Source organism: Planctopirus sp. SH287, assembly GCF_056500625.1.
The window spans coordinates 4037527-4061416 of sequence record NZ_CM151403.1; the positions used below are offsets into that span (position 1 = coordinate 4037527).

Below are 23890 nucleotides of genomic sequence, written 5' to 3' on the forward strand. Positions count from 1 at the left end.
ATCCCACCTGTTGTAGCCGCATCGGAACCATTCGAGCACATCGCGTGTTCTACGCTCTTCGCTCGCATGTCCTGGATGTGGCATTACGAACATCAAGACAAGCCCCGATTCTCCCCGGAAGGATCCAACATGCCTGTTTTCAAGGACAATTCTGAATCCATCGGACGGACACCGCTGGTGCAGATCAATCATATTTCCAAGGGGCTTTCCAGCCGGGTGTTGGCAAAGATTGAAGGTCGCAACCCCGCTTACAGCGTCAAGTGCCGCATTGGCGCCGCGATGATCTGGGATGCTGAGCAATCGGGGAAACTGAAGCCCGGCATGCACGTTGTCGAGCCAACCAGCGGTAACACCGGGATTGCCCTGGCTTTTGTTTGCGCGGCCCGCGGCTACAAACTCACCCTCACCATGCCGGAAACGATGTCCATTGAGCGTCGTATGATGCTCAAGAGCTTCGGTGCCGATCTCGTGCTCACGCCGGGAGCTGATGGGATGAAAGGGGCCATCAGCAAAGCTGAAGAGTTGTCGTCACAACCTGGCTGGTTCATGCCTCAACAGTTCAAGAACCCTGCCAATCCTGCCATCCACGTGAAAACAACCGGCCCGGAAATCTGGAACGATACCGAAGGCCAGATTGATGCCTTCGTTGCTGGCGTGGGGACCGGGGGGACAATCACGGGTGTTGCCCGATATCTGAAACTTGAACGCAAGCATCCCGTGCATGTGGTGGCCATTGAACCAACGGCCAGTCCCGTTCTGGCGGGTGGGGCAGCCGGTCGCCACAAGATTCAGGGGATCGGAGCCGGGTTCGTGCCTGAGATTTTCGACCGCTCGGTTGTGGATGAAATTCTGGGAGTCACTGACGAAGAATCCATTGAGATGGCTCGCCGGTTGGCTGTGGAAGAAGGGATCAGTTGCGGGATCAGTTGCGGCGCCGCGATGGCGGGAGCATTGAAAGTTGCAGCCCGGCCAGAATTTGCTGGCAAGACTGTCGTAGCGATCCTTCCCGACGCGGGTGAGCGGTATCTGTCGACGGTATTGTTCGAGAACCTGAGATAACTCCGCCGGGAAGTCATGGTGTCCTGGCACCGTTCGTGAAAAACGAAATGTGCAGCCCCGCCGCACGAACATAAAAACGTGAGAGTGTGCGCCATCGGTTCAAAATGACGGCTCATGTCCGGACTTGGAAAGCGCCGGAACATCTCTCGTGAACAGGATCCCTTCGGTAGGGTCGAACTTCTCTCTCCCTTCTGCGACACTTCCGGGAAAGAAGGCTACGTGCGGATGACCGTATGTTGCCGGGTGATTGCGTTTTTTCTTGTGTGATACGTTAGGATGTTATGGTCGATGTCAGCCCGTTTTGTGGATGGCGCTATCAATTGGGACAAGTGGGGGATCTCGCCGACGTGACGGCCCCCCCTTATGATGTCATCGGGCCGGAGGAACTCGTCAAGTACCGGCAGCGGCACGAGGCCAACATCGTCCACCTCATTTTGCCCGAATCACAACCTGATGACCCATCGCCTGACGAACGGTATCAGCGGGCCGGTGCCCTGCTGATGCAGTTCAAGCTGGATGGCATCCTTGCTCGTGATCATGCCGACGCGTTCTATGTCTATCACCAGACATTCCAGGTGGACGGCGTTGAATATGTTCGCAAGGGGTTTCTTGGCCGGTTAAAACTGGAAGCCTTTGGCCAGGGGCAGGTGTTTCCTCACGAGCAAACGCTCGCGGCCCCAAAGGCTGATCGATTGAAACTCTTTCAGGCGGTGAAGACCAACCTTTCGCCCATCTTTGGCCTGTATGAAGACCCTCAAGGATCTGTCGAACATCGATTGACAGAAGCTCTGGCGGGACAGACAGCCATGCAGCTCATTGATGAACGCCGGGTGCTGCATCAGCTCTGGCCAATTAGTGATCCCCGCGTGATGGCTGATGTGGCTACCATGATGAAGGATCGGGCACTGGTGATTGCCGACGGGCATCATCGTTATGAAACGGCCCTGGCCTATCGCGATGAGTTGATCGCCGAAGGAATCGTTTCCAGCGACCTGCATGCGGCCAATCACGTCATGTGCATGTTTGTTTCTTCTGATGACGCGGGGTTGGTGGTGCTGCCTACGCATCGCATCATATCCAACTGGCATGGTCTGACTGCCGATCAGGTGGCTATGGCGTTGACACCGATTTTTGAAGTCGATGTTGTGGGAAGCCACTCCACTGCTGCTGAAGATGCCTGGGATCTTGCGCGATCGTGCGGCGACGGTTGCACGCTGGCCATTGGCACTTCTGCCGACCAGACATGGGTTGTTGCCGAACTGAAAGATGAAGCCTCGATGCGTTTGGCTTCACCGGGTAAATCCGTGGACTGGTGCCGCCTCCCGGTGAGTGTGCTGCATCAGCTTGTCCTGCCACGGCTGGCGCCTCTGGTCGAACAAAAAGAAGACGCAGTGCTCGAATATGTCCATGAGGACAAAGCGGCTGCTCAGGCGATTACCACAAAGCAGGCCGGTCTGGCTGTTCTGGTGCCGGCGACCACAGTGACGCAGGTGGAAGTCATCGCACAGGGAGGGGAAGTGCTCCCGCCAAAATCGACCTATTTCTATCCGAAATTAAGGTCAGGCCTGGTGCTTAATCCGCTGGTTTAATGGGATTGGATATATATCAGTAGTTAAACTCTATTAGTTGTCATCCTTTGCATGATGCCCATTCTCCATGGCTTTCGGTGAACCACCGACAATTGATCAATCGAAGGAAATCAAGTGATGCGGACTCGAATTGTCGATTGCCTCACCAGCGTGGCGCCCGGGACTGTGGTGGATGTTCGCGGCTGGGTGCGGACTCGCCGAGAATCGAAGCAGGAATTCGCTTTCATTGAACTCAACGATGGCAGTTCCTTTCAGGGATTGCAGGTTGTTGCCGACAAGTCGATTCCGGACTATGAATCACTGATCAAACTGGTACAGACGGGAGCCAGCATCGCGGTGATTGGTGAGCTGAAAGAGTCTCCTGCCAAAGGCCAAAGAGTCGAGTTGCATGCTCAATCACTGAAGGTCTTGGGGCAGGCCGACGCAGCCAAATACCCATTGCAGAAGAAGGGACACAGCTTCGAGTTTCTGCGCGAGAAGGCCCATTTGCGACCCCGCACTAATACTTTCGGTGCCATGGCTCGCGTACGAAATGCGATCTGCTATGCCATTCACCGCTATTTTCAGGAACGTGGTTTTCTTTATGTTCACTCCCCGATCATCAGTACCAGCGACTGTGAAGGGGCAGGGCATATGTTCCAGGTCACCACTTTGGACATGGCCAAGCTATCACAGCTTCAGCAATCCAAGGGAACATCAGCCTCACCTGCCGGGATGGAGATTGACTACACGAAAGACTTTTTTGGCAAGAAGGCCGGCCTCACGGTCAGTGGTCAGCTTGAAGCCGAAATTTTCGCGTGTTCGGTTGGAGACTGCTACACCTTCGGGCCGACTTTCCGGGCCGAGAACAGTAATACCACCCGGCATCTGGCAGAGTTCTGGATGATCGAGCCTGAGATGCCGTTCTATGAACTCGAAGACAATATGGCGCTGGCCGAGGACTTTGTCCGGACGATCATTAAAGAGGTGATCGCCAAGTGCCCCGATGATCTTCAGTTCTTCAATGATCGGATCGAGCCGACATTGCTGGCGTCGCTAGAGAACATTTCCGGTAATGACTTCATCAAGCTGACGTACACTGAAGCGGTTGATATTCTGCTGAAATCGGGTCAAAAATTTGAATTTCCCGTCGCCTGGGGGAAAGACCTGCAATCCGAGCATGAGCGTTTTTTGACGGAACAGCACTTCAAGCAACCTGTGATCCTGACTGACTATCCCCGCGAGATTAAATCGTTCTATATGCGGGCCAATGACGACGGCAAGACCGTCCGTGCGATGGATGTGCTTGTGCCTCGCATTGGCGAGATCATCGGCGGCAGCCAGCGTGAAGAACGGCATGATGTCCTCATCCAACGCATGCAGGAATGCGGCCTCGATCCCGCTGATTACTGGTGGTATCTGGAATTGCGAGAATACGGCACCGTCCCCCACAGCGGCTTTGGCCTGGGCCTGGAACGAACCGTTCAATTAATTACTGGCATGCAGAACATCCGCGATTGTATCCCCTTCCCACGCACCCCCAAAAGCGCCGACTTCTAACCCCCTTGCGCCCCCCCCCTTGCGGGGTTTGTGGCGGCGTATGAAAGCCAGTCGTTAAAGATCGAATGGGTCTTACGCCGCCAGAGCGCGACTCCTTATGGGGTTTGGCTTGTCTGCAGGGATGTGGGCTAATGATCCGCAGCCCCTTGCGGGGTTTGTGGCGGCGTATGAGGGCCAGTCGTTAAGGATCGAATGGGGCTTACGCCGCCAGAACGCGACTCCTTATACGAATCGCAACTTGAAATATCGCGTTGATGATCGCAAAAACATGCTTGCCCAAAGCTGGCTGCAAGCATGGCACACAGAGCGCTATTTCAAATTAGAATGTGTGTTAATTCAGGGATTAGGTTTAAACCTCTCGGGCGATGTTCGCAAGTTCGGTCTCGATCCCTTCGATCTCCTGAAGCGGGGTTCTCCATTCGGCTTTGGCGAACAGGCGAACTCGCTTCACGAAGTCGTCAAATTGGGTGCGTGCCAGAGCATCGACCACCGGCGAGACTTCACGAAGTGGCTGATAGATCTTCTCTTTGGGCGACCAGATCGTCACGCGGAATTCCACTTCCTTATGCACTGGCGGTGCGTCGATCAGGAGATCCGTGGGATCGAGTTTCAGGCCCGCGATCTGGCCCATTCGCTCGGTCAGTCGCTGCATAATCTCGACCAGTTCCTGATAAGGACGACCGGCCAGCAAGCGATAAAGCTCCGGCGATTGGTGCTCACTGAATTCGACCACTCGCTTATGCAGCTTTCGCTGAGGGCCGAACACCCCCTCCATGAGAGGTTCGACGATGGTGCCACGGGCTTTTTTGCGAAGCTCCTGCGTGACATCCCACTCACTCTTTTCAAAGAAGGCCGACAGATCCAACTGCTGCCGCAGTTCAAAGAATGAGCGACTGAACATACATGTGGCGGCTCGGACAGCGTGGTGCCAATAGACTTCGCTGAACATCACATAGCGTGCGAAGACCATGAGTTCGGCAGCCGTCCGTCCTTTAGCCGAGATCGCCAGACCATCGCCGGCTTCATTCACCACCAGCGAGCGAATCAACCGTTGACGATCAAAGTTTCTTCCATATGGCACACCCGCGTGCAGGCTGTCACGCTCGAGGTAGTCCATCTTGTCGATGTCGACGGGGCCGGAAAGAATTGACCTCAGCAGATTGAACGCTGGTGAATTCGTTTTTTTGACGAGCAAGTCCAGCACTTCATCGGGGTCGATTTGCCATTCTTTCAGCAGAACCTGTCCGATTTCGCGGTCGCGAGAAAGAAACTGAGCCGCAAAATGTTCGTGATGTGGCACATCAGGCAGGTCAAGATCTTCAATGGGATGACAGAAGGGCCAATGCCCCAGATCATGCAAAAGGGCTGCTGCCAGCAGAATTTCAGCCTGTCGTGATGATACGATTGCAGCAAAGCGTTCATCGCGGCCTAGCTGCCACAAGTATTCCAGAGCGTTCTGAAAAACACCCAGTGAATGCTCGAAACGGGTATGCGTGGCGCCCGGATAAACGCGTGAGGCCAAACCCAGTTGTGAAATGTGTCCCAGCCGCTGAAATTCCGTCGTATCGACTAACGCCCGCACGCGGGGAGTAAACGGGACATCCTGCTGTGTCGGAATACGGATCAGCGGCCCACTGCCATGCAGCCCAGCCAGTTCAGGGATGTCGAGATAAGGATGTCGCACTTTCCTCGCGATGCCTTCCCGCTATTTAAGAGTGCATGGAGTCTGTGAAATGCACCAGCATTAGCAATTCACATCGAATTGGAGCATTGGCATGCACACTACATTGGCAGAGGTTCCACAATCCCCAGTTCGATCAGCTTTGCCAGGCATTCATCCCGTTCCCGGCTGCGTGTGAGTCCTGCCCAGGTGGGATCCTGCACCGCCAGAAATGCGTCATGAGAATAAGGAGGCGACAGTTTTTGTGTCGCTGCCTGTTCGTTGAGTCGTTTGAGCACACCGGTTTCTAACCGACTGAAGAAAGTCCCCTCATAGCGGTAATCCAGAAACGCTTCCCAGGCGACGGGAAAGAGAGGCCGGATGATTTTTTCACCAATCGTTTCGGCAAAAGTCCGGATCTCGTATTGAGCATGGCTATCCATACGAAGCGAGAGAAACCCCAAAAGGTTATGGAGATCGACCTTCCAATAGGCTTCAGTATAAGTGCACAAAGGGAGGTCTTTGCGAGCCTGCTCCCGGGCCACACCTTTGGCCAGCCGTGCTTCATAAAGTTCACGTGCGGCATTCTGGAACTCAGTTTCAGCGGCCGTCAGTTCGGCTCCCAATTCATCGGGAAGGAATCCGGCACTCCCCTGACGGTTGGAGACCGACTGGCTGCGCCATTCATTAATCGGTGTACTTTGAGCTGAATCGATCGCGACGGAGTACCGGGTGCTGTATTCGTTGACGTTCGCGGTGCGATGACGAATCCACTGACGCCAGCAATCCATGGGCACCCGGACAAGCAGCTTCACTTCGGCCATCTCGAACGGCGTCGAGTGACGGTGCCGCATCAGATAGCGAATCAAAGTCCGGTCATCAGAGACTCGTTTGGTTCCTTCGCCATAACTGACGCGGGCGGCTTGCACGATCGACGAGTCATCGCCCATGACATCCACAAGGCAGACAAAGCCGTCATCGAGAACCGGGAACTTCTTCCAGCGAAGATCACTGACAACGGCGGCTCGTGAACATTCCGCTGGGGTCTGGTCTGCTGTGGAAACGGAACTGTCGGTCATCGGTCGCCTTCCTTCGGTTTACCAGATTCGATGAAGACTGAGTATGGCGAAAGGCCAGCGGATTTGCATTCCTCGCCAGACGCCAAGCCACGGTTCAAGTCGAAAACACGCTGTAACCATTCACCTTAAAAAGACTTACGTCAAGCGAGGATTAGCCTGAGCAGGGCGAATGCTGAAACAGGGGTTGTGGGCTTGAATCGGGGCTAGCCGAAAGATTTGATTTCGCAGATAACTACGCCGCTTATTCTCCGCCAAATTTCATCGCTTCTCATGACAGTTAGCAGGAACCTGTGCGCTTTGGATGATGTTTTCGACGGCCTATCCATTCCGTTCAGTGGCCAGGGAGGGGATCTTTTCAGGAATCCCGCTGCTCCTGGGCCGCATACTAATCAACAGCGCCAGGCACATCTTGTCGGCGTCTGCGGCACCGGTATGCGCTCTCTTGCTGAATATCTGCTTTCCGCTGGTTATCAGGTCAGTGGTTCGGATGAGCAACTTCCCACAGCTGGCATCCGCAATCTGATGACGCGCGGCTTGCGATATGTCCGTGGCCATCACATTCATCCCCGAACATTCTCTCAATCTTACGGCAATCCCTCTTGTGCATCCTCGGGACTGCTTCCAGCGAATGTCGTCATTCACAGCGCTGCTGTGGCCGCGACAAATCCCGAATTACAGATCGCATGCGAACAGCAGATCCCTGTTTTGAGTTATCATCAGGCACTCGCCCGGTTGATCAATCAACGCAGAGGAATCTGCGTTTCTGGAACTCACGGCAAAAGCACGACCACAGCGATGGTCGCTTGGCTGTTGTCGCAGACCAGTCGCTCCGCCGGCATCAATTCTTGCAGGAATTCCCACTTGCCTCCCTCTTTTGTCATGGGGGGAGAGTTGATTGACCCACTGCATGACAGCACGAATGAAAGCTCTGCCTCTTATGTCAGCCTGCCTCATGGTGCGGGGAGAGATCTCGCGATGGGAAGAGGCCAATGTCCCATTCAAGGGGCGCTGGCCGGTCATTGCGGAGAGGGCGATTGGTTGGTTGCGGAAGCCTGTGAGTACCGTCGGCACTTTCTGGAATATCACCCAGAACTTGCGGCGATCCTCTCCTGCGAGCCAGACCATTTTGACTGCTTCCCGACAGAAGAATCATTAATCGAAGCCTTCTCCGGCTTTGCCAGCAACGTGGCATCCAACGGAAAGCTTTTGATTCCTGCTGGCTCGGAAGGTGCCCGGCAGGCCGCCCTTCGAGCGACGTGTCCGGTTGAAACGTTTGAATTGATCAAAGGTTCCGGCAGCAATGGTGGGCAACAGGCGAACTGGCAGGCCCACGGATTCAAGCCTCTTGGATCAGGATGCAGGTTTGAACTCATCCATCAGGAAAACTCCCTGGGACAGGTCTTTTTACAGATTCCCGGCGAGCACAATGCCCTCAATGCCTTGGCAGCGATGGCACTTGCGCACGCCACCGGAGTTCCTCATGAGTCGCTGATTGCTGCCATCCGCACATTTCGCGGCATTCGTCGGCGTTTTGAATGGAAGGGCGTCTGGCGCGGGATTCCCATGATTGATGACTATGCTCATCACCCCACCGCGCTGCGGGAAACCATCAAAACCGTCCGTCAGGTGTTTGGTTCTTCGCGTCTGGCGGTGATCTTTGAGCCTCATCAGGCGTCACGTCTCAAATTTTTGATGAACAATTTTGCCACCGCTCTGGCAATGTCTGATCAAGTCTTTCTCGCACCGGTATTTGCTGCTAGAGAAGGGGAAAACGCGGCTGGACAACAGTTGGTGACCGAGCTGGCAGCTCGGTTGAAAACACAAGGAATTCCCACAGAAATCTGTGGGACACTTGACCATCTGCGGTCAGCCGTAGAGCATAATCGCGGCACGATGGACGTGTTGTTAACTGCGGGCGCAGGCCAAATCGACCGGATTCATTATGAGCTTTCTCGACGAATTCCCAGACATTCTCAAACGCGACGAGCCACTGGCTCCTTACACCTGGATGAAACTGGGGGGGCCAGCTCAGTACTTCCTCGAACCGCGTAGTCTCGAAGAACTCGTGGCTGTGGTGAAGGCCTGCGCGGCCCAGAAGGTCACCGTCCGTGTTCTTGGTGGTGGCTCGAACCTGCTGGTGCGTGAAGAAGGCGTCAGCGGCGCGGTCATCAAGTTGACCCACGAAGCCTTTCAGAACGTGTCTATTACGGGAAATCAGCTGGTAGCTGGTGGCGGCGCGCTGCTCTCCAATGCCATTTCTCTGGCGGTCAAAGCCGGTTTAGCTGGTTTTGAAAACCTGGCTGGCATTCCGGGTACCGTTGGCGGCGCCCTTCGCGGCAACGCGGGCGGACGCAATGGCGATATCGGCCAATATGTCCGCTCAGTAAAAGTGCTGACGGTCGATGGTGAAGTTCTTGATCGAAGCGACGATGAACTTTCTTTTGGATATCGTCAGAGCAACCTGACCGAGTTAGTGATTCTGGAAGGAACATTTGATCTGGCGTCTGATGAGCCGGACGAAATTGTCCGTCGTCTCCGGAAGACCTGGATCATGAAAAAGTCGTCCCAACCTTTGGCTGCTCAATCAGCAGGCTGCATTTTTAAGAATCCTCGCGGATTGTCTGCCGGATCTTTAATTGATCAGGCAAATCTCAAAGGAACGAAGGTTGGCGGGGCCGAAGTCAGGACCGACATGCCAATTTTGTCGTATCGGATGGAAACGCCACGTCGTCAGATGTGATACGACTGATGGATCTGGTGCGAAGCAAGGTTTCTGAACAGTTTGCGGTCGATCTAGAGCCAGAAATCCAAATCTGGTAGACCTTGCCATTCAGATCGCCGATTTCCTGGAAGTGGACGTCGTGTTCACCTTCCAATCGTGCTTCAACGAGACCGTCGACCGCTGCGCAGTTGGCTCCATGAAGGAGAAAACCGGGCAGAAAAGTTGTTGGTTGGGAATGATGGCCGTGCCATAGGCAGGATGTGACGAATTCATCACGGTGTTTTCAGCCGTTTGAACTTGCCAGCGCATCGTGTCGTCAGGAAAGCGACTCAGGGAGGAGTCACAATGACGGTTTTTCAGCCACAAACGGTGCAGTCCAGGCTTCATTTTCAGAAGCCGAGTCTGGTGGCTTGTGGTCTGGCAACTGGCGGTCTTCTCCTGGCCCTGTCCTGGGGATCGATCCGTCCCCTCGTCGCAGCCGACATGGCGGATGAAGGGCCAGTTTCCGCCCTCAGTACCGAAAATCAGTCGGCGTTGCCGCCTGCCTTGGTAAATCTCGCCATTAAGCCGGATCGACTCATTCCCCTGGCTCTTCCCGGAAATACTCTTCCAGGCGACAGACAAAAATCAGCGATTGTGCAGACAGCTGGCCAGTCCGGGACTCCCACTAACCGTGTGAAATACTATCTGTTTCAGGTGCAAGTCATCGAAGTTGATGAGCAGGGCGTGCAGACGGTTGTGGCCACTCCGCGAATCCAGACTACGGGAACGCCGGCAGGTTTTGTCTCGGAGCGACCTAACGGCCAACGTTTCGAGTTCAATGTGGCGATCTCTGACTCCTTGAGCCGTACTCAAGGAGAACTTGTCGCTAATCCGCTGCCGCTCCCTCCCTCACCTCAAGGGAGAACCGCCGCTGCCAATCCTTACCGCTTCACCGAGGCTGCCGAATCAACAGGTGCCATGCCGCAAATTGGCAGCCTGGCACCCCCGGAGTCCACAATTCCGGGGGTCAGTGACAGTCGTCGGCTGGATGTCGATGGACTGCCGCCCATGCCATCGCTTCCCGATGTCTCTGCCAAGCCAATCGCCAAACTGGCCAATGCCACCCTACCAGCCACACCATCGCCACTGACACCCAATTCCAATGCCGCAGCCATTGGCACAGGAACGCCGGCCGTTGTGGAATCGGTGCTCGATCGTTTGTCCAGGAAGATCACTGTCAATATCTCTAACGAGACGCGTCGTTCTGCCCTGCGAAAAATTGCTCAAGAAGCTGGCGTGAACATCATTATTGACCCCGCGGCTCTGGTCTCATCACGTCCCGCCCTCGACCTGCCAGTGAGTCTTGCTATCGCCAATCAACCGGCAGATGAAGTCATCGAGCAACTGGTCTCAGCCGCTGAACTGACCTATGCCATCAAGCATGAGGTGATCCTGATTGGCCATGCTGAGCAACTCAGGCCTAAACCGGAAGACTATTACGTCAGAACTTACCCAGTGGCCGGGATCGCTCCTTTGAGCAATGGACAGCCCGATTTTGAAGCGCTCGTCAACGAAATCCAGACGAAGGTTCAGCCCAAATCCTGGCAAGGCTCGATCAGCGGCAGCATCCGTGTCTTTCATTCAACAGGGGCGCTGGTCGTCCGCCAGACTGAAGCGGGCCATTACGCCCTTGAAAAATATCTGAAAAAGCGAGAGCAACATTAACGCGTCCCTTCCGCTATCAACCTTTTGGTGCTGGCTCTTTTTGATCGCTGTGTCTCGAAGGTAACGCTATGACTCGCGAGAAGTTTGAACTCTCAACAGCACCTGCCCCACAATGGAAAATTGCCGTTCTCATGGGCGGTGAGTCCGAAGAACGTTCCATCAGTCTGAAAAGTGGACAGGCCGTCTCCGCTGCTCTCAGTCATCGCGGCCACTTTGTCCTTCCCATTGACCCGGCAGTCGTCTCTTTGCAAGGGCTTGACTGGAATGGTTTTGACGCTGTCTTCATTGCGCTCCACGGCCGCTTTGGTGAAGATGGTCAAGTGCAGGAACTTCTAGAACAGGCCGGAATTCCCTATACCGGAAGCCATGCGGAAGCTTCTCGTGTCGCTTTTGATAAATCGCTGTCCAAGCAGGCTTTTCACCGCTGTGGAGTGCCTACTCCCCGCTGGCGTCAACTCACCGAACATGAAACACCACAGTCATTAGCGTCCATTGCTGCCGAGATCGGCTGGCCATTAGTGATTAAGCCCGCATCGCAGGGATCGAGCCTGGGAGTGACAATTGTTCGTCATCCAGAGCAACTCTTCGAGGCCTATGCCAAGGCGAGACATTATGATTCCACGCTGCTGATGGAAGCCGCCATTATCGGGCAGGAATGGACAGTCGGTCTGCTCGACGATGAGATCCTGCCGCCGATTTGTATTGAGACCGACCGCGAATTCTTCGATTGGACAGCCAAATACGAAGACGATTCCACACGATATCTTCTGGACAGACCGCTGGCTGCTGTCACTCATGCCAAGCTTGAAGCAGCCTGTCTCCAGGCACGGCAGGCTTTGGGAGTTTCAGGCCTGGCCCGTGTCGACTTAATGCTTGATCATCAGGGGGAACCCTATGTTTTGGAAATCAACACGGTTCCCGGATTAACCGACCATAGCCTGGTTCCGAAAGCAGCCCAGCGCATGGGATTATCCCTGGGCATGCTGTGTGAAGAAACGATTCGCCGCACGCTTGATCGCCGTCCTCGCAAGCCGCATCTCTTGCGTCGCGCCACTTTATCGCCCGGCACCTCAAGGCAATAAGCCTTGACGGGTTTGAAGCAAAAAAGCAGGGATGAGAAGAAGTTGAGTGCCCGGCATTCATGCGGCATTCGTGCCATGCTTGCGGCTTTGAGAGCAAGCATGCCCTCTGAAACGAGTGAGGATCGACCGCAAACGCACATTCGTGCATGCTCACTCAGAGCCGGTGAGTAGGACACGAAGAGTCTTGAATTCCCAACACGGCACACCGTCCACGGTCAAATTGATCTGGGAAAAGTTGTGGATAAAAGACAGCTCCGGGCCGTGGGCAGAGCACACTCAGCGCCGTTAAATCCCGGGATCTGTATCAGATCGAACGTGGATCAACGACCGGCTCGCATATGCCGCCCCGAACTCGGAGGGCGGTGAAAGCTAGTGATCAAGTAGATAGAAGCCTCTTTCTTTACGAAAAACCAGCAGAGAGCCGGTGAAGATATTTTGAAGGAATTGAAGCCGTGACGCGACAACATACTAGCACATAAGAACTGTTTGATCTATCATGTGTTGTTCGGGTGTTTGTCAGTGGTTCCACTGATTTACAGAACTTTCAGCGGTCTTGCCCCCAAGACAAGATTCTTTTTCATTCGTTGCTCTCCGGCCAGTGGCCATTCTTTTTTCTATGCTTTCCACGGAGTTTCTACCATGTCGACCGTCACAGTCTGTCGTCGAGGTTTTACCTTGATTGAACTGCTGGTGGTGATTGCGATCATCGCCATTCTGATTGCACTGCTTTTGCCGGCCGTTCAGCAGGCCCGCGAAGCGGCCCGCCGTTCCCAGTGCAAGAACAACCTCAAGCAATTGGGGCTGGCTCTGCATAACTATCATGACACCTACAACATGTTCCCACTGGCTCAGGGGATCACAACCTTAGGAGTCACCACAAACGGAAACGATAACGCCAATTACTACAAGTCACGCAGCGCGCTACTGGCCATGCTGCCGTTCCTGGATCAAGCTCCGCTCTATAGCAAGTTTGATCAAAACTGGACGATGAATTATTCCACAAATTTAACTTACGCTCGCCAAAAATTGGCAGTTTTTTTGTGCCCATCAGATCTCGCATTTACCACGAGCTTGACAGGTGAATTTGAGTCTGGGCCGGGAAACAACTATGGCGTCAGCGCCGGGCCATGCTCTTTTTGGCAAGGTGCCGCGAATGCCCGTGGGATGTTTCAGCGGCTGCGTTCGGTTGGCTTTCGTGACGTAGTCGATGGAACCTCCAACACAGTAGCAATGATGGAGTCTGTCGTCAGCGACGGTAATGGCAGTATCTTTAATGCCAACACGGATATCACTAAAGGGGGGACAGCAGCATGGCCAACGACAAATGGTGATAATGGCTTGTGGTCATCGGCGGAAGTAGAAGCCTATGGGCTTGACTGTAAAACTGTTGGCGCGACAAACCATTACAGTAACGGACGAGTACACTGGGCCAGTGGCCTGACAGGCAATACGATTTTCAACACGCTTTCGCCACCTAATTGGAAGTATCCTGATTGTAATTACACGACAGGTAGCGTGACGGATGGTAAGGGTGTCTATGGCGCCCGCAGTCGGCATACAGGCGGCGTTCATACTTTGATGGGCGATGGAGCCGTGCGGTTTATCTCCGACAATGTTGATCTGGGTAATTGGCAGTCCATTGGTGGTGTCAGTGACGGCCGGACAACGGGCGAGTTCTAATCACGCCATAAGTTTTCACTAGTAAAAAACAACCAAGACCGTCGGTTGCCCCTGGGCCGACGGTCTTTCTTTCAGCTTCATTCTTCTCACTTCCTGATTTGATCATGGGGGTGGCTCCCCCGGAGGATTCTCATCATGCCTCGCATGTTTCTGATGATGTGTGTTGGAGTGCTGGCTGCGGCCAGTGTCGGATGCGGCAAAAGCGATGTGATTATTCCATCCCCTGCCAACGTTGTGTCAGAAGATGTGACCTCCTCTTTACCAGCACTGAAAAAGAAGCTGGAGCAAGTGGCTGCTTCAGGTGAAGGGGGCAGCTCTTTGATGGGGATTCAGGAGTCGATCGAAAAGAACGTGACCGACGCCAACCTGAAGGCCAGCTTGCTCAAAGAAAATACCCAGCTTAATTCGTCTTCTGACCCCAACCGGATTAAAGCGATCGCCAAACGCATGGCTGAAAAACTGTAGAATCGTGGCCCATCTCATCGGGCGGCTTTCTTTCATCGATCCTGAGGTTTATGTTGGGCCATCATGACAGACCATGATTAACTTCATTAGAGCTGCGAAGGAATGGCCCATGAAACCTCTTTTCTCCCACGTTTTTTCACCATGGCTGGGGGCGATGCTGTTAGCCGCTGCTTGTGTGCTGGGAAGCCCGGTTCCGGTAATCGCACACGCGGAAGTCTCTCAAGCCAAAGGCTCGGTCGTCGCCAAGGCGATTGACTCAGGCTATGAGATCACCATCGATGGGCGTCCTTTCACCACGCTGCATCTGGCTCCTAACCAGAAGAAGCCCTATTTCTGGCCGATTCTCGCCAGCGATGGAACGATTCTGACCCGGCCGATTGAAAAAAACGAAAAAGATCACCCTCACCACAAGGGACTGTGGATCAGTATTGATGAAGTCAATGGATCCCGTCACTGGATGGAAAGGGAAGCCATCGTCACCCGGAAAGCCACTGTGATCAAAGATTCTGGTGACGAAGTCCAGATCCAGCTGGAAAACGAATGGCTGAACGGCGAAGGCGTTGCTCAGCTGAAAGAAACAACACTCTGGACAATCACCAAGGATCGTCTGTTCATTGCCGATATCAAGTTGCAGCCCCTCGTTGACTCGGTCGTTTTTGGCGACACCAAGGAAGGTTTTCTTGGGGTTCGGATTGCTCAGTCCATGCGAGAATTGCAAGGCGGCAAAATTCTGACAAAAAATGGAGACACCAAGACTAAAGAGGCTTGGGGGAAGCCAGCGGCATGGGTGGATTATACCGGGCCGGTTGGTGACAAGCTTTTCGGTATGACGATCTTCGATGATCCTGCCAATTTTCGCCCCAGCCGCTACCATGTTCGCGACTATGGACTGTTCACGATAAGTCCTTTTGGGCAAGGGTCTTATCAGAATGACGCCAGCAAAGCGGCCCCTGTGACTTTGAAAAAAGGATCAGAGAACGAAACCGTGACGTTGCGTTATGGATTGTGGGTTCATGACGGCGCCACCGACGAGTCGGCCATCAAAACTCAGCAGGCGGCTTTTGAGAGTGGCAGCCGCTAACGACAACAGATTCTCTCAAGCTGAGAATCTGCTTCCCCTCTGAATTACTGACGTAAACCTTTTCACAGATTTACTTTAAGCCGTGTTTTCCTTGCGATCAACCATGAGATGAAAGCGAGAATGACAATAGCTGCCAGGTCGTGGAATCGTCGTCGTGTTGGATTCTGCTTTCTGATTGGTATGCTAATTGGGAATGATCGTGCTCACATCAGGGACTTACCTATTGCTCTGGGCCGGTGATCCGTATAATTAACCAATGACAATCCCGCAATCAGACTGACGGGATGGCCGTGGGTCGTTTGAGAGGAATTGAAGAGATGTCCGTAACATTGACTGAAAACGCAGCGAAGGAAATCCAGCGAGTCATTTCCGAGCAGCAGATGCCTGACGGAACTCTGGTTCGTGTCGGCATTGCTGGCGGTGGTTGCAGCGGATTCAAGTATGCCTTTGGCTTTGAAGAAGCTGCCGATCTGGCCAATGACCAGGTCTTTGAACATCATGGGGTCAAGGTCGCTGTCGATAAGAAGAGCGCCCTTTACCTTGATGGCACGACCATCGATTTCTACACCGGACTGGATCGCCGGGGATTTGTTTTCGATAACCCCAATGCTGTTAAGAGCTGTGGCTGTGGCAGTAGCTTCTCAGCTTAAGCAAATGCCGACTCGTTAAGAATGTGATCTCAAAGATTCGCATTCGATCAAAATCATGGCATGCTCACCGCTTTGGAGGGGAGCATGCCATTTGCTTGCAATTGACCTTGCCTGAGCAGGTATCGCGAGCATTCTCACGGATTAACAGTTTGCTCCAGCGCATCGAGCAATTCTGTAATTTCCCGATGAGCCGACTGCGATTGAGTGATAATCAAGATCCCCGGGAGAGTTTCGATCACGCCCGTGGGTGGTTCCCCGTGATATAAAATCTGAATGGCACTGATCGACAGTTGCAGCGCTCCTGACGCGAACTTCTGAAACTCTGCCAGATCCAGTTCAGAAGGGTTGATCTTGATGTTGTCGCCGAGGGGAATTCCTCCCTGGCTGGGGTCTATACCCGCCATTTGCAACATCTGATTTTGTAAAGCGGGCACAGCACTTTGAGTCGTCGCAGGGGAGGCGTGAGGTGATGGTTTTTCCACACCCGTTGCTCCTCCCTTTCCCGACGCGTCAGTGGCTGGTTTTGAGGAAGCCTTCTCGTGAGTGGGCTTCCAACTCCAGGGGCGAATGGATGCCGCGATCACTCGGCGAAGATCCTCAGCCGACCAATTTCCGCTTTTTTCGAGCGTTTTGATCGAATAGACCCGCGTCTCTTTGTGAAGGTTGGCCTGAATATGAGTTGTCAGCAAGACACCTCCGTTTTCGATCAGCAAATCCCAGTCAATGGCTTGCGTAATAGAAAACGGCAGCACCATTTCGTCTGACGACATCATGGCATTCACGATGGAATTCATCGGCAACGCTGCCTGCACGGCTCTCAGCAAGACAACTTCTACACTGAGGCTATCGTCGTTGATCATGTCGACAGGCACTGTCAATTCGCCGATATAACGCCGGATGTATTGAAGGGTCATACCGGGAGTCGGTTCTACTGCCGGCTTCGCTGGCGATGATTTCACTGGAGTGGTCGACGCCGAAACAACTGGCGGTTGAGATGGTGCTGAATCCGTCTTATTTACGATAAGATCCGGCGCTTCTCCGGCAGCCGGGGATTTCTGTGCTGATGGAATAGAACTGCCAGCAGCTGACGCAGGAGGGACTTGGTCAGGTGTCGATGTGCTGGTTTTTGTCGATTGAATCGCCTCGGGTGAAGTGGTTTGAGGAGCAATCTCTGGCGGTAACATCTCCTCTTGAACCTGATCGGTCGTAATGAGGTTCAAGGCCACAGCTAGAGGAAAGATGCGGTCATGATCCAGCCTGACAGAGATGCCATGTTGCTCACGGATCTGTTGAAAAAGATCACTGAGACGAATGTGCTTCTGGTCATGAAAATCAAGCTGGGCCGGGCTTTGCAAAGCGGCTTCTATCGCAGCCCGCTGGGCAGATCTTAATTTGGCGGCAGACTCTCGAACTTTTGCCGGCTGATCCTCAGCGATCACTTCTTGCTGGCTCACAATGAAATGGCAGCAACCCGCTAGAAGAAGGGCACCATAGATGATCGTCAATTTGCTCACAGTTGACACTCCGCCACCTGAATCGACAGGCGTTTGAGAGACTCCTTGTTGGACAGTCCCGCCATTGTGCGGCAATCATCAATGAACGTCAATTTGTTCTTGAGAATGGCTGATAAGAATCGCAACTTGAAACACGTATCAGATCAAACTGAGGTTGCTTGTTCATACGCCCTCTCTACTGATCGCTACCTGAGCTTCAGCTCGCGCGCCCAGCCTCTCCCATCGGAATGGGAGAGGGGCATAGAACTCGCTATTATGTTATAAGGCGCCGTGCTGACTATATATCCAGCGGGTGCGTTTTAATCCTCATAGAGCCTGACGGTGATTTCCCCTTTGGAGTTAATCCAGCCGCGATAGAGTGCCTCAGTGTTGCGGGAGGTTGTCCATTGCCCTTTGCTGTTTAGAACAATAGCAGCCCCTTCACCTTCGACTTCTTTCAACTGGCGATTGATCACCTCTTGGGCGGCTTCCTGAATATTCAGTTGCTTATACTTCACCAGAGAGACAATCTCTTTCGAGACTCCATAGCGAATGAAGAATTCTCCATGACCTGTGCAGGAGACGGCAGCAGCCCCATCTTCGGCATAGGTGCCCGCCCCAATGATTGGGGAATCACCCACGCGACCAAACATCTTGTTGGTCATTCCCCCTGTCGACGTTCCAGCTGCAAGTTGCCCCTGGCTGTTACGTGCCACAGCGCCGACCGTGCCAAAATAAGCTTTTGAAGGGAGTTCCGCTCCCGCCGTTTTTGCGCGGGCCTTTTCAGCGTCCCAGGCTTGCTTGATGTCGTTCCAACGCTTTTCCGTCCAGAAGAACGAAGGATCGACGATTTCCAACCCCTGCTGAGTCGCAAAGACTTCGGCTCCACGGCCGATCATCATGACATGTTTGGACTTATCCATCACGGCCCGAGCCGCTGAAATGGGATTCCGAATGATGGTCACCCCCGCCACGGCCCCCGCTTTTTTCGTGGTTCCTTCCATGATGGATGAATCAAGTTCATTCCGACCTTCGTGGGTGAAAACGGCACCACGTCCCGCGTTGAACAACGGGTCATCTTCGAGCGTCCGAATGGCGGCTTCAACGCCGTCCAGCGGTGTGGCTCCCGCCTCTTTGAGGCGTTTGGCCCCCGCTTCGACAGCGGCTTTCAAACCCGCACGCAATTGTTTGTCGAGTTCGGGAGTCATTTCCTTTTTGTCGATCCCGGTTCCTCCATGGACACCGAGAATAACATCTTCGATAAGAAGATCGCTTCCCGTATTTCCCGGCCCTCGATCGTTGCTCATTGCTGCCCCACCAAATGTCGTCGCCATGAAGATTCCCATTATGGAGATGATCTGAGTACAGAGCATCCGAAAGAACAGATCATTGGCTGAGCGCAATCCAAACATCGTACGTGATTCCTTGTAAACCATGTGCGTGCGAGCGACACCATCTTGCCGATGAATGCTTCCTTCTGCCAGCCAATCGATGTGGGAACCATGGCTTTGCCACTGGAATGGGTGCCACCATGCTTTCCGTCGGTGGGAGGCGCCAGTGGCCGGAATTGCAAGAGCTTCTTCTGGTGGAGTGAGCCAGGCCAGCCCACTCAGTGCCTCAGGTATGCCATGCTGGCCCGCAAACGGTGCTCATCATGGTGTTAACCGCGGTGTTAATCATTGGCATCGTCATCAAGGCTGGTGGAAACCGAGGTCATTTCTTCGGTGTTGGCTTCAGAATTAGTGCTGATTTCCGAAGAGGTTTCGCCGGCTTCGGGAGCGGGTTTCTCATTTTCTGGGAGATTGACAGCAACAGTTTCTGCCGGATTTTCAGACGTGCTATCCGCTGGCTTCGCGACCGAACGAGTGCGTTTTTCTGGTGGGAGCAGGCGGTCGAGAATACCGTTCACAAATGAGCCGCTGTTTGCACCGCCAAAAGACTTGGCCAACTCTAATGATTCATCAATCACCACACGATGCGGTGTGTCAGTCTGGAGCAGTTCATAGGCTCCCAGACGCAGAACATTGCGATCGGTGGGCGCCATACGACTCAGCGACCAATTCACGGCGGCTTCTTCAATTTTCTTATCAAGCGATGGGCGGAACTCCATCACTCCTGAAAACAACTTCCACGCAAACCGTGCCAGCGTTTCATCGGGCAGGTCATTCTGAATCATTTTGCCGATCTGCTCAAATCCAACATCGGGATTGAGATCCTTCAGATACAGCATTTGCAAAACAACTTCGCGAGCCTTGTGGCGACGAGACATGAGCGTGGAATTCCAAAGAGCCAATCGAGGCGTTTATCTACCGGGAACATTCGGACATTTCGCAGATGCGATTCGTCCCCATCGGGGTGACGTCTGCTGCTGCCTGAACCTGCACGACAAAGAGATCATAGAGGAATTACTGGGAACTGCCTGACAGTGCAAGTAAGACGTTGCGTGTTTCGATAGCTGCCAGAACAGCTTCCACTCCTTTGTTCCCGGCCTTTCCGCCAGAACGATCCAGAGCGTGATCCATCGTTGGGCAGGTTAAAACGCCGAAAGCCACAGGGATGCCTGTTTCCAGGGCAATCTTCTGCAATCCCGCCGCCACTTGTTGATTGATGTATTCGTGGTGGGTGGTTTCCCCCTGAATGACGGCCCCCAGGCAAACCACAGCGCCATATGCCCCGGACTGTGCGAGCTTCTGTGCCACGATGGGTAATTCAAACGAGCCGGGGACATAGACCACCGTGATTTTGTCGTCTGCCAGGCCATGCCGGCGATAGGTGGAGATCGCCCCTTCCAGCAGGCGGTTGGTCACCAGTTCATTGAATCGTGACACAACGATGGCAACAGGTTCTTGAGCGGCAAGCAGTGTGGTTTCGATGATCTGAGTCATGGGAGGCTTCAGGGCTGAGGTGCTGTGGGATTCTGGGTAATGAGATATTAGAAAAACCGATAATTTCAGAGCAAATGGTGAACAGAACATTGAAAGTCATGAAGCAAGACGACAGAGAAGTTTATTGAACCACACACTTTTTTTGCCATGTGTTTTATCTGACGTTTCAGCTTTTTGTCTTCTGGCTTCCTGGCTCTCCATCAACTCAGGTTCATGGTATTCAAGAACTCTTCGTTGGTTTTGGTTCGTCGGAGTCGGCTGGTCAAAAGGTCCATGGCTTCCACGGGATTCATATCGCCGACAACTCGTCGAAGAATCCAGATTTTCCGGAGTTCTTCTTCCCCCATCAGCAGTTCTTCGCGACGGGTTCCCGAACGGTTGATATCAATCGCGGGCCAGACACGTTTTTCGACCATGCGTCGGTCAAGGTGCAGTTCCGTATTGCCTGTCCCTTTGAACTCTTCAAAGATGACGTCGTCCATCTTGCTGCCGGTATCTACGAGAGCTGTCGCAATGATGGTCAGGCTTCCTCCTTCTTCAACGTTGCGGGCGGCTCCGAAAAATCGCTTGGGATGTTGAAGGGCATTGGCATCCACACCGCCGGTCAGAATTTTTCCCGAGTGAGGGACTTCCGAGTTCCAGGCGCGCGCCAGACGTGTGATCGAGTCGAGGAAAATGACCACGTGCTGGCCATATTCCACCATTCGTTTGGCTTTTTCGATGACCATTTCCGAAACTTGAATATGCCGGCTGGGAGGCTCATCAAAAGTGCTGGAGATCACCTCGCAATTAGGGCCTTGAACTTGCCGCTCCATGTCGGTGACTTCTTCGGGCCGCTCATCGATCAGCAGTACGATGACATAGACATCCGGCTCGTTGGCCAGCACGGCTTTGGCCAGATTCTGCAAGAGAATCGTCTTACCGGCCTTGGGAGGCGAGACAATGAGACCACGTTGCCCCATCCCAATCGGAGCAATCATGTCGACCACGCGCGAGCTGTAGTCAGAAGAGATGCCTGCGAGTCGTAATCGTCGTTCAGGATGCAGCGGCGTGAGATCATCGAAGAAGACCTTCTCGGTGAGAAGGTTGGGGTCTTCGTTGTTAATGGCTTCGACACGCAGCAACGCGAAATAACGTTCGTTTTCTTTGGGGGGACGAATCTGTCCTGCGACCGTTGCTCCGTTCCTTAAACCGAACCGGCGGATCTGGCTGGGAGAAACATAAATATCGTCCGGACACGGCAGATAGTGATAGTCTGGACTGCGCAGAAAACCAAAACCGTCCGGCAGAATCTCCAGTGTCCCTTCGCCGAACATCAGGCCGTTCATCTTGGTTCGTTCTTTCAGGATCTTGAAAATCAGATCCTGCTTCTTCAAACCGGTGTATTCCGTAATGTTCTCGGCTCGAGCAATATCGATGAGTTCCTTCATCGTCAGCCGCTGAAGCTCGGCGACATGAATTTCGTTCTCACCGTTCTTGGCCAGCTCGTACTTCTCATCGCCCGGCAGCGGATGATCATCATCACTTCCTGCACCGCTGGAAACACGGGTGGAAATCCCGGCATTGGAACGACTATCGGAATTCCGTCGCTGATCAATCCGGCTGTCGTCACCAGAGATCGCCCCTCCGCCCATCCCGCTGTCGTCACGACCTCTATCGTCACGACCTCTATCGTCACGACCTCTGTCGTCACGGCTTCTGGAAGGCCGCTCTCCCTCATTTCGTTCGATTTTCTCGCTGCTGGCCGATGTGTCTTCTTCTCGAGGAGGGAGCGAGGAGGAGGTTCCCGAAGCGCGTGACGTACCGGCATCACGTCGCAGCGATCCCAGAGGAGTCGGCGAAGCATCGGGGGACATGGCGGTCTCATTGGAGCGACCGAACGAAGCACGTGGTTTCATGGTCATGGCGAAGGCTGCCTGACAAACGGAGGGAAGAATGTGAGCAGGTTGTTGATTCGTGAAGCAGTTGTTGACCAGCATGTGGCAAGTGACGCCCAGATCATGACTGGCAATGAATGAGTCGGAAGTCGTCGAGAAAATAAGGAGCGGGCTTCTTTGGCTGATCGATGCAAGTTTCCAGAAGAGGGATCTGACGCAGAAAAATTGGCCGATGGCTGGTCAGTCGTGGTCACAGGGGTTGAGCCATGCTGTCTGTCGTCAGAGACGGTTTTATGACTCAGCCAGTTTTGGATTAGTTCCCGCAATGCCCGGGGAGCCGCATCACTGAGGTAATCATTAACCACGACGGCGTCTGCATAGGCTCGTTTTTTTTCCAGCGGCCACTGGCTGGCTTCACGAGCGGCCAGATCCTGCTCCGACCAGCCACGTTCAGCCACTCGACTGCGACGAGCATCATCGTCTGTTTCAATAAACACCAGATAATCGCAACGGGACTTCCAGCCAGATTCCAGCAAGACGGAGGCATCCAGCAAGACCGCGGCATATCCTTCGTTCGCAGCAGAAGCAATTCGATCCAGAAGTGCCTGACGTATCTGCGGCTGTACGATCTGCTCCAGTTGTCGACGAGCGGCCAACTTCTCCGGGGAGTCGCCAAAGACCTGTTGCGCCAGTCGCTTGCGATCAATTTCGGTCTTAACAATTCCCAGGGATTGATGGCCATGACTCAGCACGTGACCAGGCTGTTCACTCTGTGATGAAATGGCATCTGCCAGAATCTCTGTCCCAAAGATCTGAACCAGCTGAGCCAGTATCGGGGGATTTTTCAGCACTTGATGCCCGATTTTGTCGGCATCCAGGACAAGCCAGGGAGGTGTTACGCCCGTTGCCGCTGACTGCGCAACGAAACTCTTGCCGGAGCCGATTCCGCCCAGCACACCAACCACAAGGACTCGAGTGGATTCAATCGCAACGTGCGATGTCATGAATAGTTACCGGCAGAGTGAGCTAAAGACGTGTAGGAATCGGAGAGGAGATCAATTGTGATAGGTCTTCATCCGTATGAATCATACAGGCAACCAACGAATATCCTGGAAATTCAAAGAAGACAGGAAGGCAGGAGAGAGAAAGTAATCAGGCAATGCCCGATAAACAGTCGTGATTTTTACGAGGATGGGGCTTTTCCGTGAGTGGTTAAAGTGAGATGCGAGCAATGTTTGAGAACAACAGGCGATAAGCCGGGCTAGCATCACGTTAAAGGGTGGCTGGCGATGACAGGTGAGAAACGGGAAGCTGAACCGAAA

At 53.6% G+C, this 23890-nt stretch carries 19 protein-coding genes and 1 pseudogene; 12 read left to right on the forward strand and 8 right to left on the reverse strand.

Features of this window, described 5'->3' with window-relative positions; all coding sequences use genetic code 11:
• Positions 1-129: 129 nt before the first annotated feature.
• The 3 genes from cysK (at position 130) to asnS (ending at position 4187) form a co-directional block, all read left to right on the forward strand.
• Positions 130-1059, forward strand: coding sequence for a cysteine synthase A (gene cysK / locus SH287x_RS14960; RefSeq protein WP_479515167.1), 930 nt, complete (start codon positions 130-132; stop codon positions 1057-1059).
• Positions 1060-1340: 281 nt separating this feature from the next.
• A complete protein-coding gene (locus tag SH287x_RS14965) occupies positions 1341-2648 on the forward strand; it encodes a DUF1015 domain-containing protein (protein WP_479515168.1) in 1308 nt (435 codons plus the stop codon).
• A 117-nt stretch (positions 2649-2765) separates the two neighbouring features.
• Positions 2766-4187 (forward strand): asparagine--tRNA ligase, encoded by a 1422-nt coding sequence (gene asnS / locus SH287x_RS14970; protein WP_479515169.1) that lies wholly within the window; start codon positions 2766-2768, stop codon positions 4185-4187.
• A gap of 349 nt (positions 4188-4536) precedes the next feature.
• Here the strand turns inward: asnS and SH287x_RS14975 are convergent, their stop codons facing one another.
• Both SH287x_RS14975 and thyX read right to left on the reverse strand, forming a co-directional pair.
• On the reverse strand, positions 4537-5871 hold the full coding sequence (locus SH287x_RS14975) for an HD domain-containing protein (protein ID WP_479515170.1): 1335 nt from the start codon (positions 5869-5871) through the stop codon (positions 4537-4539).
• A 98-nt stretch (positions 5872-5969) separates the two neighbouring features.
• Complete coding sequence (gene thyX / locus SH287x_RS14980) at positions 5970-6926, reverse strand: FAD-dependent thymidylate synthase (protein ID WP_479515171.1); 957 nt, start codon at positions 6924-6926, stop codon at positions 5970-5972.
• A gap of 297 nt (positions 6927-7223) precedes the next feature.
• Here thyX and SH287x_RS14985 point away from each other — a divergent pair, with 297 nt between their 5' ends.
• From SH287x_RS14985 to SH287x_RS15020, 8 genes and pseudogenes are all read left to right on the forward strand, one after another.
• Positions 7224-8978: a UDP-N-acetylmuramate--L-alanine ligase gene (locus SH287x_RS14985; RefSeq protein WP_479515172.1), complete on the forward strand. Its 1755-nt coding sequence runs from the start codon at positions 7224-7226 to the stop codon at positions 8976-8978.
• Positions 8935-9746, forward strand: a pseudogene (gene murB, locus SH287x_RS14990) (UDP-N-acetylmuramate dehydrogenase). Before SH287x_RS14985 ends, murB begins: the two are co-directional and overlap by 44 nt.
• A 247-nt stretch (positions 9747-9993) precedes the next feature.
• Positions 9994-11355, forward strand: a complete 1362-nt coding sequence (locus tag SH287x_RS14995) for a hypothetical protein (protein ID WP_479515173.1) — start codon at positions 9994-9996, stop codon at positions 11353-11355.
• Between the two features lie 68 nt (positions 11356-11423).
• Entirely contained in the window at positions 11424-12437 is a 1014-nt protein-coding gene (locus SH287x_RS15000) for a D-alanine--D-alanine ligase (protein ID WP_479515174.1), read from the forward strand.
• A gap of 639 nt (positions 12438-13076) precedes the next feature.
• Positions 13077-14117, forward strand: coding sequence for a DUF1559 domain-containing protein (locus SH287x_RS15005; RefSeq protein ID WP_479515175.1), 1041 nt, complete (start codon positions 13077-13079; stop codon positions 14115-14117).
• A gap of 135 nt (positions 14118-14252) precedes the next feature.
• Positions 14253-14582 (forward strand): hypothetical protein, encoded by a 330-nt coding sequence (locus SH287x_RS15010; RefSeq protein WP_479515176.1) that lies wholly within the window; start codon positions 14253-14255, stop codon positions 14580-14582.
• Between the two features lie 109 nt (positions 14583-14691).
• A complete protein-coding gene (locus SH287x_RS15015; RefSeq protein ID WP_479515177.1) occupies positions 14692-15663 on the forward strand; it encodes a DUF6807 domain-containing protein in 972 nt (323 codons plus the stop codon).
• Between the two features lie 317 nt (positions 15664-15980).
• Complete coding sequence (locus SH287x_RS15020; protein ID WP_479515178.1) at positions 15981-16313, forward strand: HesB/IscA family protein; 333 nt, start codon at positions 15981-15983, stop codon at positions 16311-16313.
• 134 nt (positions 16314-16447) lie between these two features.
• On the opposite strand, the gene SH287x_RS15025 is transcribed toward SH287x_RS15020, so the two are convergent.
• From SH287x_RS15025 to nusB, 3 genes are all read right to left on the reverse strand, one after another.
• Positions 16448-17827 (reverse strand): hypothetical protein, encoded by a 1380-nt coding sequence (locus SH287x_RS15025; protein WP_479515179.1) that lies wholly within the window; start codon positions 17825-17827, stop codon positions 16448-16450.
• A 299-nt stretch (positions 17828-18126) separates the two neighbouring features.
• The gene (locus SH287x_RS15030; protein WP_479515180.1) at positions 18127-19140 is read right to left on the reverse strand and encodes an isoaspartyl peptidase/L-asparaginase family protein; all 1014 of its coding nucleotides are present in this window, start codon (positions 19138-19140) and stop codon (positions 18127-18129) included.
• Positions 19141-19478: 338 nt separating this feature from the next.
• The gene (gene nusB, locus SH287x_RS15035; RefSeq protein ID WP_479515181.1) at positions 19479-20075 is read right to left on the reverse strand and encodes a transcription antitermination factor NusB; all 597 of its coding nucleotides are present in this window, start codon (positions 20073-20075) and stop codon (positions 19479-19481) included.
• On the opposite strand from nusB, the gene SH287x_RS15040 reads away from it, so the two are divergent.
• Entirely contained in the window at positions 20074-20229 is a 156-nt protein-coding gene (locus tag SH287x_RS15040; RefSeq protein ID WP_479515183.1) for a hypothetical protein, read from the forward strand. The genes nusB and SH287x_RS15040 overlap by 2 nt on opposite strands.
• Here SH287x_RS15040 and ribH read toward each other — a convergent pair.
• The 3 genes from ribH to SH287x_RS15055 form a co-directional block, all read right to left on the reverse strand.
• On the reverse strand, positions 20212-20691 hold the full coding sequence (gene ribH, locus SH287x_RS15045) for a 6,7-dimethyl-8-ribityllumazine synthase (RefSeq protein ID WP_479515184.1): 480 nt from the start codon (positions 20689-20691) through the stop codon (positions 20212-20214). The genes SH287x_RS15040 and ribH overlap by 18 nt on opposite strands.
• Positions 20692-20891: 200 nt before the next feature.
• On the reverse strand, positions 20892-22595 hold the full coding sequence (gene rho, locus SH287x_RS15050) for a transcription termination factor Rho (RefSeq protein ID WP_479515185.1): 1704 nt from the start codon (positions 22593-22595) through the stop codon (positions 20892-20894).
• Positions 22592-23572, reverse strand: coding sequence for a dephospho-CoA kinase (locus SH287x_RS15055; protein ID WP_479515186.1), 981 nt, complete (start codon positions 23570-23572; stop codon positions 22592-22594). Before SH287x_RS15055 ends, rho begins: the two co-directional genes overlap by 4 nt.
• Between the last annotated feature and the right edge of the window lie 318 nt (positions 23573-23890).